13 protein-coding genes are annotated in these 11,511 nt (G+C 41.1%); all 13 read left to right on the top strand.

Translation table 11 applies throughout. From position 1 onward, the window contains the following. Window positions 1–89 precede the first annotated feature (89 nt). The 13 genes from MKZ14_RS11865 to MKZ14_RS11805 all read left to right on the top strand — a co-directional run bounded on the left by MKZ14_RS11865 (window position 90) and on the right by MKZ14_RS11805 (window position 11,301). Entirely contained in the window at window positions 90–908 is an 819-nt protein-coding gene (locus tag MKZ14_RS11865; RefSeq protein WP_339279902.1) for an alpha/beta hydrolase, read from the top strand. A gap of 2 nt (window positions 909–910) precedes the next feature. Beyond that, the gene (locus MKZ14_RS11860) at window positions 911–1,444 is read left to right on the top strand and encodes a GNAT family N-acetyltransferase (protein WP_016994508.1); all 534 of its coding nucleotides are present in this window, start codon (window positions 911–913) and stop codon (window positions 1,442–1,444) included. Window positions 1,445–1,893: 449 nt separating this feature from the next. Beyond that, complete coding sequence (locus MKZ14_RS11855; RefSeq protein ID WP_339279901.1) at window positions 1,894–3,129, top strand: substrate-binding domain-containing protein; 1,236 nt, start codon at window positions 1,894–1,896, stop codon at window positions 3,127–3,129. Window positions 3,130–3,189: 60 nt separating this feature from the next. After that, window positions 3,190–3,966, top strand: a complete 777-nt coding sequence (locus MKZ14_RS11850; protein WP_131520136.1) for an ABC transporter ATP-binding protein — start codon at window positions 3,190–3,192, stop codon at window positions 3,964–3,966. Continuing rightward, complete coding sequence (locus MKZ14_RS11845) at window positions 3,941–4,648, top strand: ABC transporter ATP-binding protein (RefSeq protein WP_103118208.1); 708 nt, start codon at window positions 3,941–3,943, stop codon at window positions 4,646–4,648. The genes MKZ14_RS11850 and MKZ14_RS11845 overlap by 26 nt, the downstream gene beginning before the upstream one ends. Before the next feature lie 15 nt (window positions 4,649–4,663). Continuing rightward, window positions 4,664–5,536, top strand: coding sequence for a branched-chain amino acid ABC transporter permease (locus tag MKZ14_RS11840; protein ID WP_004227888.1), 873 nt, complete (start codon window positions 4,664–4,666; stop codon window positions 5,534–5,536). Then, the gene (locus MKZ14_RS11835; protein WP_339279900.1) at window positions 5,533–6,549 is read left to right on the top strand and encodes a branched-chain amino acid ABC transporter permease; all 1,017 of its coding nucleotides are present in this window, start codon (window positions 5,533–5,535) and stop codon (window positions 6,547–6,549) included. The genes MKZ14_RS11840 and MKZ14_RS11835 overlap by 4 nt, the downstream gene beginning before the upstream one ends. Further along, window positions 6,546–7,550 carry a 3-oxoacyl-ACP synthase gene (locus MKZ14_RS11830; RefSeq protein ID WP_339279899.1) on the top strand — a complete coding sequence of 335 codons (1,005 nt, stop codon included), beginning with the start codon at window positions 6,546–6,548 and terminating at the stop codon, window positions 7,548–7,550. Before MKZ14_RS11835 ends, MKZ14_RS11830 begins: the two co-directional genes overlap by 4 nt. A gap of 12 nt (window positions 7,551–7,562) precedes the next feature. After that, a complete protein-coding gene (locus MKZ14_RS11825) occupies window positions 7,563–8,474 on the top strand; it encodes an alpha/beta hydrolase (protein ID WP_016992703.1) in 912 nt (303 codons plus the stop codon). Then, a complete protein-coding gene (fabG, locus tag MKZ14_RS11820; RefSeq protein ID WP_339279897.1) occupies window positions 8,458–9,189 on the top strand; it encodes a 3-oxoacyl-ACP reductase FabG in 732 nt (243 codons plus the stop codon). The genes MKZ14_RS11825 and fabG overlap by 17 nt, the downstream gene beginning before the upstream one ends. A 15-nt stretch (window positions 9,190–9,204) precedes the next feature. Further along, the gene (locus MKZ14_RS11815) at window positions 9,205–10,680 is read left to right on the top strand and encodes an AMP-binding protein (protein WP_339279895.1); all 1,476 of its coding nucleotides are present in this window, start codon (window positions 9,205–9,207) and stop codon (window positions 10,678–10,680) included. Window positions 10,681–10,745: 65 nt separating this feature from the next. Beyond that, entirely contained in the window at window positions 10,746–11,057 is a 312-nt protein-coding gene (locus MKZ14_RS11810; RefSeq protein ID WP_339279893.1) for a hypothetical protein, read from the top strand. A gap of 22 nt (window positions 11,058–11,079) precedes the next feature. After that, window positions 11,080–11,301 (top strand): hypothetical protein, encoded by a 222-nt coding sequence (locus MKZ14_RS11805; RefSeq protein WP_339279892.1) that lies wholly within the window; start codon window positions 11,080–11,082, stop codon window positions 11,299–11,301. Window positions 11,302–11,511 lie beyond the last annotated feature (210 nt).

Below are 11,511 nucleotides of genomic sequence, written 5' to 3'. Positions count from 1 at the left end.
TAAGTAGCGTCAAAGTGGGCAACCCGCTCCAACAGTGGCGTAGTCTATATAAACTATAAAAAAAATGTAACCTATCTGGAGGAACAACAATGCCATTTTGTCAGACGAAAAAAGCGAATATTTACTATGAAATAATTGGAACAGGGATACCTATCATCATGCTACATGGTTTTTCTCCTGATCATCGTTTGATGAAGGGCTGTATGGAGCCTGTTTTTAAAGAACGTGAAGGGTGGAAACGTATTTATCTGGATCTTCCGGGAATGGGAAAGACAACAGACTATTCATCAATTCAAAACTCGGATGAAATGCTAGAAGCGATTATTGAATTGATACACACAATCATTCCACAAGAATCGTACTTGTTGGTTGGTGAATCTTATGGTGGCTATTTAGCGCGCGGTATTATGAGGAAATCAGTGGATCAACTTTTAGGTACTGCCTTTATTTGTCCTCTCATCATTCCTGAAAAAGAACAACGTACGGTGCCACCGCATTGTATTGTACAAACAGACACAGCTTTTTTATCAACATTAAGTCAGCAGGAGCAAGATGATTTTATGTCTCATCAAGTTGTCTTAGATGCCTATAATTGGGAGCGTTATTCAACAGAGGTGTTGGCAGGGTGTAATCTAGCGGATCAGGCATTTTTAGAAAAAATTCAACAAAGCTACGGATTTTCATTTGCCGTTGACGAAAAGTCCTTTGATAAGCCAAGTCTCTTTTTACTTGGAAAACAAGATTCTGTTGTTGGCTATAAGGACGCCTTTTCGATTCTAGAGAAGTTCCCCAGAGCAACCTTTGCAATCTTAGATAGTGCTGGCCACAATTTGCAGATCGAACAACCTGAATTGTTTACCGAGCTGATGAATGAATGGTTGAATCGTGTAGAGGGAGAGATGAATTAACAATGATACTTGCAAATGATATATTATTTTTAAGAGAATTCAGGCAGCAAGACTGGGTTGATGTACATAAATATGCCTCCCAGAAGATTGTTTGCAGGTATCAAACATGGGGACCGAATTCAGAAGAGGATACAAAAGAATTTATTCAGGATGCTCTCGAAGAAGCAACTCAAACACCAAGGGAAAGATATGTTTTTGCTATTATTTATCAAGATACGTTAATAGGTGCGGTCGAAATCATGATTAGGGATTTTGCAAATGAAGTCGGGGAAATTGGCTATATCGTGAATCCTGATTATTGGGGAAAGGGAATAGCAACGCAGAGTGCGAAATTGATGATGACTTTCGGCTTTGAAACATTAAAGCTCCATCGTATTTATGCAACCTGCGACCCTCGAAATATTGGGTCATCCAAAGTATTAGAGAAAATAGGAATGTCAAAGGAAGGAATATTACGTGAAAACATGCTAATGAAAGATGGCGTTTGGCGAGATTCATTATTGTATAGTATGTTGAAACAGGAATGGTCATCATAAAGCGTACGATTTTAGGGGTGTACAGCTATGCAGTATTCCATCTTAAATGGATATGCTGAAGGAATTTTTTTGTAAATTGGCCGAATCCGCAAACACATCTACAATTGTCGGAAAAAAGCAATTTGGATGTATCAATGCAATTAAATGTAGCTAAGAATTAGAAGCGAATTATAAGAAAAAATAAATGTGGACTCTAAAAAAGCAAGAATGTTGATTTCTAAACATTCTTGCTTTTTGTTTTGAGAAATATTGTTTAGTTGCCGTTCTGCTTCGCTATCTTGGAGGATAGAAATAGATTTGGTTTCCCACTTTTATCACTTTCGGGACAGAGCCAGGTGGTTCATATTTGAGCCATCTAGCTTGTAACTAATTTGTAACTGGACTTTTATATAGTGTTGTCATAGCAAGAAAGCGCTTTCTAGGGAGCTTATTTTAAAGGGGGATATGGGATGAGAAAGCAGTGGTATTGGTTGCTTTTAGTGATGTTGGCTGTGGTGTTGGTGGCTTGTAATGGGGAAACGAAAGAGGGTGCAACGGAAGCGGATTCTTCTGATGGAGAGACGAAGGCGGTCACTGCGGAAGGCGGCACAATTAAGATTGGTGTGCTTGCCTCGTTAACTGGGGCGCTTGAGTCATATGGGAAGCAGACGCAGCGAGGATTTGATTTAGGAATTGAGTATGCAACAGGCGGCACGATGGAGGTCAATGGTAAGAAAATAGAAATTGTATATGAGGATACGGAGACAAAGCCAGAGGTGGCTGTGCAAAAAGCGACAAAGCTTTTAGAAGATGATCAGGTTGATTTTTTAGTCGGCTCTTCAAGCTCGGGTGATACGCTCGCTGTTCTACCACTTGCCGAGGAGTATGAAAAAATTATGGTGGTAGAGCCTGCAGTGGCTGACAGTATTACAGGTTCAGAGTTCAATGAGTATATTTTCCGTACGGGGCGTAATTCATCACAGGATGCCTATGCGGCAGCAGCGGCTATTGCAGGCAAAGGTGTAAAGATTGCTACATTTGCGCCAGATTATTCGTTTGGCTGGGATGGTGTGAATGCCTTTAAAACGGCAGCGGAGAAATTAGGGGCTGAAATTGTACTAGAGGAGTATGCCGATCCTGCGGCAACAGACTTTACTTCCAATTTGCAAAAGGTGATTGATGCGAAGCCGGACTATTTGTTTGTGGTCTGGGCAGGGGCGAATTCACCATGGAATCAAATTGCAGATCTTAAAATTCAAGAAAAGGGCATTAAAATTTCGACGGGAGCACCGGATATTATTGCGCTTCAATTTATGAATCCATTGGTTGGGATGGAAGGCTTCTCGGTGTATTATCATACACTTCCTCAAAATGATGTCAATCAATGGTTAGTAGATGAACATCAAAAGCGTTTCAATGAAGTGCCCGATTTATTTACGCCAGGCGGCATGTCTGCGGCGATTGCGATTGTGGAGGCATTGAAACAATCAGATGGGGATGCAGACGCAAACAAGTTAATTGACGTTATGGAGGGTATGTCCTTTGAAACACCAAAAGGGACGATGACATTCCGTGAAGAGGATCACCAGGCTCTACAATCCATGTATTCGATTCGCTTAGAGCAACAAGATGGTGTGGATTATCCCGTACCAGTACTTATTCGGGAGCTTAGCCCTGAAGAAACAGCACCTCCCGTTATGAATTAAAGAATTGAGAGGCAGCATGGCTGTCTCTCTACATAAATGTGAGAAGGAAGGGAGTAGAGAATGGAGCCTATATTATATACAGATAATTTAACAATTCGTTTTGGGGGACATACGGCTGTGGATGGCGTTAATTTTCAAATGCCTGAGAAGCATTTAAAGTCCATTATTGGGCCGAATGGTGCTGGGAAAACAACCTTCTTTAATTTGATTAGTGGTGAGCTAAAGCCAACTGCGGGTGATGTTTATTTTAAAGGGCAATCACTTGCCCAAAAATCGGCCATTGAAAGAACTCGAATGGGATTGGGACGGTCTTTTCAGATTACCAATGTTTTTCCAAACTTAACAGTTCTCGAAAATGTTCGTTTAGCCGTACAATCCAAGGAGAGAATTCGGTATCAGCTATTCCGCCATTATAAAAGCTATCAGGCGATGACGGACAAAGCGGAGGAGTTATTGGCACTTGTGTTACTCGACAATAAACGAGATGCCCTGACAACAATGCTATCCCACGGCGAGAAAAGAAAGCTTGAGATTGCCATGCTACTCGCGTTAGATACAGAAATTCTACTGCTCGATGAACCAACTGCAGGGATGTCATTAGAGGAAGTACCTACGATTTTAGAAATTATTCGAAGCATAAAACAGCAGGGGGATAAAACCATTTTGCTCATTGAACACAAAATGGATATGATTTTGGATTTATCGGATTCTATTATGGTGTTGTTCAATGGTCAGCTATTAGCAGATGGCTCACCAGAGGAAATTATGAATAATGATACCGTGCAACATGCATATTTAGGAGGGCTGTACGATGACCACCTTACTGACATTAAATGAGGTGCACACGCATATTGGTCAATATCATATTTTGCAGGGCGTTAATTTTGAAGCGAAGGAGGGGCAGGTTACTGTTCTGCTCGGACGCAATGGCGCAGGAAAAACGACCACTCTGAAAACAATAATGGGTTTAACGCCTGCAACAAAGGGTGACATTGCCTTTCGCTCCCAATCAATTAAAAAAAGCCCTACCTATAAGGTGGCGAAATTAGGAATCGGCTATGTACCCGAAAATCAAGGGATTTTTGCAGATTTAACAGTAGAGGAAAACATGAAGGTAGCGATGCGCAAGGAGGATACAGCCACATTAGAGCGACAGCAATATGTGCTAGAGCTGTTTCCTGACTTAAAGAAGTTTTGGAAAAAGGCTGGTGGGCATTTATCGGGTGGTCAAAAGCAAATGCTGTCCATGGCAAGAGCCTTTATCAATGATAGCCAATTAATCTTGATAGATGAACCTTCCAAGGGACTTGCACCTATTGTGGTAGAAAAAGTGATGGAAGCGATTGTGGAAATGAAAAAGAAAACGTCCATTGTTCTGGTGGAGCAAAACTTTATAATGGCTAGTCGAATTGGTGATACCTATACATTAATCGATGATGGTAGAACAGTAAATTCAGGCAATATGCAGGATTTGATTTATGATGAAGAGCTAAAACGCAAGTATCTTGGCATTGGATAGAGGGGGTGACTATCATTGGAGCTATTGGTCAATTTAATCATTAATGGCTTGGCCACTGGAATGTTAATTTTTCTACTAGCAGCTGGTTTGACATTAATTTTCGGTTTAATGGATGTATTAAATTTTGCACATGGTGGGTTATTTGTTTGGGGGGCCTATGCGGGCATCTTTACCTATATGTTGACAGAAAGTTTTATCGTTGGGATTATAGGCGCGATTGTGACTGGAGCGTTGCTTGGACTGCTGACAGAGAAATTCATTATTACACCTGTTTACGGCAATCATATTCAGCAAATTTTAATTACCTTAGGGCTAATGCTCGTTTTACAGGAGCTTATTAAGGTAGTCTTTGGCCCAAATGGGGTGGCAGTGAAAACACCGAGTTATTTAGCAGGAAGCTGGGAAATTGGTGATGTGATCATCATTAAATATCGTTTATTTATTATTGTCATAGGGTTTGTGATTTTTGGCATTTTCCAATACATGCTGAAGCGCACAAAGATTGGCTTGATCGTTCGTGCTGGTGTCCAGGATAAGGAAATGGCGCAGGCTCTCGGTATTCATATTAAGCGTGTTTTTTTATACGTCTTTATGGTGGGTGCAGCTTTGGCCGCACTAAGTGGAATGCTGATGGCTCCCTATTCAGGTGTGATCTATGCAGAAATGGGCATGGAGTATGCTATTTTAGGCTTTATTGTCGTGGTAATTGGCGGCATGGGTAGCTTTTCTGGCTCCTTGCTTGCAGCGATTTTAGTGGGGCTTGCAGGTAGCTTTATGGCTTATTATGTCCCTGTGCTGTCACTGGCGGTCAATATGATTTTAATGGCCATCGTTTTAATTTTCCGTCCACAGGGGCTGTTTGCGATGCGAAAGGAGCGAACATCATGAATAAGAAAATATCCTTACGCTCTTTCGCATTTTTCCTGTTACTTGCCATTTTTATTATCCTTCCTTTTGTCAATGATTCAAGAACACTACTTATTTTACTCACACAAATCTTTATATTTGGGATATTGGCAATGAGCTATGATATTTTACTAGGCTATACAGGCATCGTCTCCTTTGGGCACGCCATGTTTTTCGGCATTGGTGCCTATACAACAGCAGTCATGCTTAAGCAGATGGATAACACACTCTTGATCTTTGTACTGTCTATCGTTATTGGCATGATACTAGCAGGCTTCATTAGTTTTTTAGTAGGTTTATTGACCTTGCGCTTAAAAAGTCATTTTTTTGCGATGTTGACGCTAGCCTTCTCGGGGTTATTTTTAGTATTAGCTGAAAAGTGGCGCTCTGTCACGTATGGCAATGATGGCTTTACATTCAGAGCACCTGATCTATTTAGAGATCGAATGACCTTCTATTTCTTTGTGCTAGCAAGCTTAGTTGTTATCTTTTTAGCGCTCTATCGCTTTGTTCATTCGCCTACAGGTCGTATTTTAATTGCCGTTCGTGAAAATGAACAAAGGACGAAATCCTTAGGCTTTAATACGTTGCACTACAAAGTCATTGCCTCTGTTGTGGCAGGCATTGTAGCGAGTTTTGCAGGCTCCTTATATGCAGTATCATTACGCTTCGTCAACACAAGTGTCATGGCAATGGATATTACGCTGGATGCATTGTTAATGACGATTATCGGTGGGGTTGGTACTTTAGTGGGACCGCTATTAGGCTCGGCAGTCATCGAATATGCGCAGCATGCACTGTCAGGGCTTGCACGAGATTATCCTATTTTCGAACGTTGGATTATCTTCTTTGGGATTCTCTATATTTTAGCTGTTATCTTCTTCCCAAAAGGTATTATTGGCTCACTAAGACTGCTCTTTTGGAAGTGGCGAGGAAGGCTAAAGCAACAAAAAACGACAGGTCCCCAGCCACAGGAAAAGGAGCGATTTGAATGACAGTTGGTATTGTTAGTACAGGTATTTATCTACCTCAACAAAAGATGACATCGCAGGACATTGCGGCTCTTTCCAATATTCCTGAGGACATTATCCGTCAAAAAATGGGCATCCATGAAAAGCCAATCCCTGATAAGTCTGATCATACAGTGCAAATGGGTATCTGGGCAGCACAGGAGGCGATTCAAAAGGCAAATATAGACCCCAAGGATATTGATGTTGTCATTTATATGGGGGAGGAGCATAAGGAATATCCACTCTGGACAGCCTCCATTAAAATGCAGGAGGAGCTAGGTGCAGTTAATGCTTGGGCATTTGATGTGCAATTACGCTGTGGCACAACAATCATGGCATTGAAAGTGGCGAAAAGCTTAATGACCTCAGATGACAAGATACAAACCATTCTGTTAGCAGGTGGTTATCGCAATGTTGATTTTATTGATTACAGCAATCCTCGAACGCGTTTTATGTACAATTTGGGCGCAGGTGGAGGCGCCATGTTATTACAAAAAAACTATGAAAAAAATCTGCTACTAGAGGCAGATATTATAACGGATGGTTCTTTCTCAGAGGATGTAGTCGTGCCAGTTGGAGGAACGAAAAATCCATTAACTCCATCTCATTTAACCGAAAATTTATATAAGCTTGACGTTTTGGACCCCATTGGGATGAAGGAGCGGCTAGAACAAAAATCTTTAAGTAATTTCTTGAAGGTCATTCGCAGTTCTTTAGCGAAAAGTGGATACAGTGAGGAACAGCTCAATTATTTAGCGATGCTGCATATGAAACGATCTGCACATGATTATATTTTAGCGGAGCTTGGCTTACAGCAGGAGCAGTCTATTTATTTGCAAGACTATGGACATATTGGTCAAATCGATCAAATTTTGTCTCTACAGCTAGCACAGGAGCAACATCAACTGCAAGCAGGCGATATTGTGACGCTTGTTAGTGCCGGCATTGGCTATGTATGGGGAGCTATCACAATACGTTGGGGATAAGGGGGAAATGGCATGGTAAAAACGATTCAACTAGCAAATGGAGAAACAATGGCCTATCGCAAGCGATCAGGTGGAGGTCATCCTTTAGTGTTGGTACATGGCAATATGACATCTTCTAAGCATTGGGATATTCTGATGGATGCTTTAGACGAGAAATATACCATTTACGCGCTAGATTTACGTGGTTTTGGTGAATCATCCTATCTTAAGCCAATCACTGCGATTAAAGATTTTAGTGATGATGTCAAGCTATTTGTGGATGCACTGCAACTGCAAAGCTTTGATATGATTGGCTGGTCAACAGGTGGAGCAGTCTGTATGCAGTTTGCAGCAAATTATCCAGGACACTGTCAACGACTGATTTTACTTGCGTCTGCTTCTACACGTGGCTACCCATTTTACACGGATTTAGGAACAGGCAATCCAGCCTCCTTTAAGCGAGCCTATCATTATGAGGAGGTATTGGTGGATACATCCAAAACAAAGCTTATTCAAGGCTACTACGATGCAAAAAATGCGGAAGGCTTACAGTCTATATGGAATGCATTAATTTATACGCATCATCGACCAAATGAAGGAAAATATCAAGAATATGTAGAGGATATGCTTACACAGCGCAATTTAGCAGAAGTATATCATGCGCTCAATACATTTAATATAAGTGCTGTTGACAATGATGTGGTAAAAGGCTCTCGGGAGGCCATGTTGCTTCATATCCCCATTTTAGTGCTACGAGGGGATCGTGATTTGGTGATTACAGAGGAAATGAATGCAGAGTTATTACATGATTTAGGCAAAACAGCACAGTTTGTAAGCCTAAAAGATTGTGGGCATTCACCGTTGATCGATGATTTAGCACAATTAACAGCTGAAATTGAAGCCTTTTTAGAAATTGGAGGAAGACAGTATGCGTTTGAACAATAAAGTGGCTATCATTACAGGCGCTGCAAATGGTATTGGCTATGCGGCTGCTGAGCGTTTTATCGAGGAGGGGGCATCGGTGTTTATCGCCGATTTTGATGACAAAGCAGGCATTCTTGCAGCACAACAACTAGGTGAAAATGCTGTATTTATACAAGTAGATGTTGCAAGTAGAGAGAGCGTTAAACAGCTAGTGACGGCAGTGATCGAACAGGCAGGACGCATTGATATTTTAGTGAATAATGCGGGAATTACACGAGACGCCATGCTGACAAAAATGACGGAGGATCAATTTCAGCAGGTGCTAGATGTCAATTTGACAGGAGTCTTTCATTGTACACAGGAGGTCATTCCCTATATGGTAGCGGCTGGTGAAGGGAAAATTATAAATACATCCTCAGTTAGTGGGGTATATGGCAATGTTGGTCAAACCAATTATGCAGCGACAAAAGCAGCGATTGTTGGTATGACAAAAACATGGGCGAAGGAGTTAGGGCGTAAGGGCATTAATGTTAATGCAGTGGCACCTGGCTTTACAGAAACAGATATGGTCAAAAAAATGCCTGAAAATATTTTGGCTCAAATGCGATCAATCGTCCCCCTACAACGCTTAGGGACACCACGAGATATTGCCAATGCCTATTTATTTTTAGCATCTGAGGAAGCCTCCTACGTTCATGGGCATACTCTGCATGTGGATGGCGCGATTATGATGTGATAGGGGGTAGTCAAGATGTTTGTTGAGCAAGAATGGATTTTAAAACGTGCAGCTTTAACACCTCACCACATCGCCTTGATTAATCTAACGTCAAAGGAACAATGGACCTACCAGCAATTATCTGAGGAAATTGGCAAATGGAGTCAATTTTTCGAACGGCAGCAGCTACAAAAAGGAAGTAGAGTCGCTGTTTTTGCGAGAAATCATATCCAATTGTTTGCTGTTTTATTCGCCTGTGGGCTACGTGGGCTTATTTATGTGCCGTTAAATTGGCGCTTAAGTATGGAGGAGCTAACACAAATTGTAGAGGATGCGACCCCTGCCATCCTATTATACGACAAGGCTAGTCATTGTCCTTTAGTATTAGAAAAAATGTTTTCACTTCATGTTAGCCAGCATGAGAAGGAGATACAACCAAGTAGGCAAGACGTGGATGTGGATGATCCATGGTTAATGATTTATACAGGAGGCACGACGGGTCAGCCAAAGGGGGTAGTGTTATCCTTTCAGTCGGTCAATTGGAATGCCATGAATACTATTATTAGCTGGGGTTTACATGCTCAAGATCGGACATTAAATTATATGCCGATGTTTCATACTGGTGGCTTAAATGCTTTATGCATTCCCTTACTGATGGCGGGAGGAACGGTCATTATTGGCGATAAATTTGATGCAGAAGAGGCACTACAAGCAACGAACCAATATCAAACGACAATTTCTCTTTTTGTGCCAACTATGTATCAAGCAATGATTGCTACGAAGTATTTTCAGGAAAATCAATTTCCTTCCATGAAGGTATTTTTATCTGGCGGTGCCCCGTGCCCTCATCCTATTTACGATGCTTTTTATAATAAGGGATTATTTTTTAAAGAGGGATATGGTTTAACAGAAGCAGGACCCAATAATTTTTATATTGACCGAGAGCGTGCCTATGCAAAAAAGGGGGCTGTCGGGAAAAGCATGCAATTCAATGAAGCTAAAATCATCAATCACACAGGAAAAAGCTGTGCACCTGGAGAAGTAGGAGAGCTATTGGTAAGAGGGAAGCATATGTTTCGCTTTTACTGGAATAACAAGCAAGAAACTGCCAATATCCTGCAAGATGGCTGGTTGAAAACAGGGGATTTAGCGATGATGGATGCGGAAGGCGATTTTTATATTGTTGGGCGTAGAAAAGAAATGATAATTTCAGGTGGTGAAAATATCTATCCTCAGGAAGTAGAACAATGTCTACTACGGCATCCAGATGTGCGAGAGGTGGCCGTGATTGGTGTAGGTGATGATTATTGGGGTGAGATCGTGACAGCTTTTATTGTTTGTCCCCACCCAGTAGCCTCCATATTAGATGATCTTAACGAGCTATGTCATCAACAATTAGGACGTTATAAGATGCCAAAACAAATGATATTCTTAGACGAACTACCAAAAACAAGCGTTGGTAAAATCGATAAAAAGGCATTGCATAAGCTTGTCGACTCATCTATCTGTTAAGTATGATAATGACAAGGAGGACACGCTCGTCTTTCTAAAATACGAAATAAGAGAGGGACACATAAATGGCCCACGCATTAGTTATTGGTGGAACAGGGATGTTAGCTGACACATCACTTTGGTTAGTGAATAATGGCTATCATGTCTCAGTAATTGGACGTAGTGCTCATCGAATGGAAGACTTGCGAAATAGAACAAAAAATCCCTCCCTTCTAACACCGATTTTAGTTGATTATTGTGATATCGCCTTATTAAAAGAGAAGCTAGAAGAAACACTCGCGCATAATGGGCCCATTGAATTGGTCGTTGCTTGGATTACATTCCTATGCGGACACGTCATTAGAGAACATCTCCAATGTAATTTCGATAGAGAATAACGGGGAATGGAAACTGTTTCATGTGTTGGGGAGTAAGGCGAATTTAATTGAAGTCCAAGAGCAATTGAAGCTCCATGCTCGTACGCAATACAGGCAAATCCAGCTAGGTTTTATGATGGAAGAAGGTCATGCGAGATGGCTTACGCATGAGGAAATATCGCAAGGTGTCGTTGCTGCTATTCAACAGGATCGACCTATTCATATCGTTGGGACGCTGCAGCCTTGGGAAAAGCGACCGTTCTAACTAACTAACCTTCGTCTAATTATATGGACGAAGGTTTTTACTTATTTCCCATTATCAGTTTGTATTAGATGTTTACATAATTATGAGGGATAGTTAGGTTTTTTTGAAAATGTAAGAATCAACCAACTTTACATTTTACTTAGTATAACAAAATCATTTCTATATAACTTATCCTTATTTACTCACATCTCTTCCCATCAGACCGACATA

It is taken from the genome of Lysinibacillus sp. FSL P2-0066 (assembly GCF_037969495.1).
Lineage (GTDB): Bacteria > Bacillota > Bacilli > Bacillales_A > Planococcaceae > Lysinibacillus > Lysinibacillus boronitolerans.
Note: the sequence above shows the minus strand (reverse complement) of the source record. Positions and strands in the feature narration are given on the sequence as shown.

Bases quoted from the DNA above. Each gene is read 5' to 3' on its own strand.
- MKZ14_RS11865 (WP_339279902.1), top strand. From the start codon at position 90: ATGCCATTTTGTCAGACGAAAAAAGCGAATATTTACTATGAAATAATT.
- MKZ14_RS11860 (WP_016994508.1), top strand. From the start codon at position 911: ATGATACTTGCAAATGATATATTATTTTTAAGAGAATTCAGGCAGCAA.
- MKZ14_RS11855 (WP_339279901.1), top strand. From the start codon at position 1,894: ATGAGAAAGCAGTGGTATTGGTTGCTTTTAGTGATGTTGGCTGTGGTG.
- MKZ14_RS11850 (WP_131520136.1), top strand. From the start codon at position 3,190: ATGGAGCCTATATTATATACAGATAATTTAACAATTCGTTTTGGGGGA.
- MKZ14_RS11845 (WP_103118208.1), top strand. From the start codon at position 3,941: ATGACCACCTTACTGACATTAAATGAGGTGCACACGCATATTGGTCAA.
- MKZ14_RS11835 (WP_339279900.1), top strand. From the start codon at position 5,533: ATGAATAAGAAAATATCCTTACGCTCTTTCGCATTTTTCCTGTTACTT.
- MKZ14_RS11830 (WP_339279899.1), top strand. From the start codon at position 6,546: ATGACAGTTGGTATTGTTAGTACAGGTATTTATCTACCTCAACAAAAG.
- MKZ14_RS11825 (WP_016992703.1), top strand. From the start codon at position 7,563: ATGGTAAAAACGATTCAACTAGCAAATGGAGAAACAATGGCCTATCGC.
- fabG (WP_339279897.1), top strand. From the start codon at position 8,458: ATGCGTTTGAACAATAAAGTGGCTATCATTACAGGCGCTGCAAATGGT.
- MKZ14_RS11815 (WP_339279895.1), top strand. From the start codon at position 9,205: ATGTTTGTTGAGCAAGAATGGATTTTAAAACGTGCAGCTTTAACACCT.
- MKZ14_RS11810 (WP_339279893.1), top strand. From the start codon at position 10,746: ATGGCCCACGCATTAGTTATTGGTGGAACAGGGATGTTAGCTGACACA.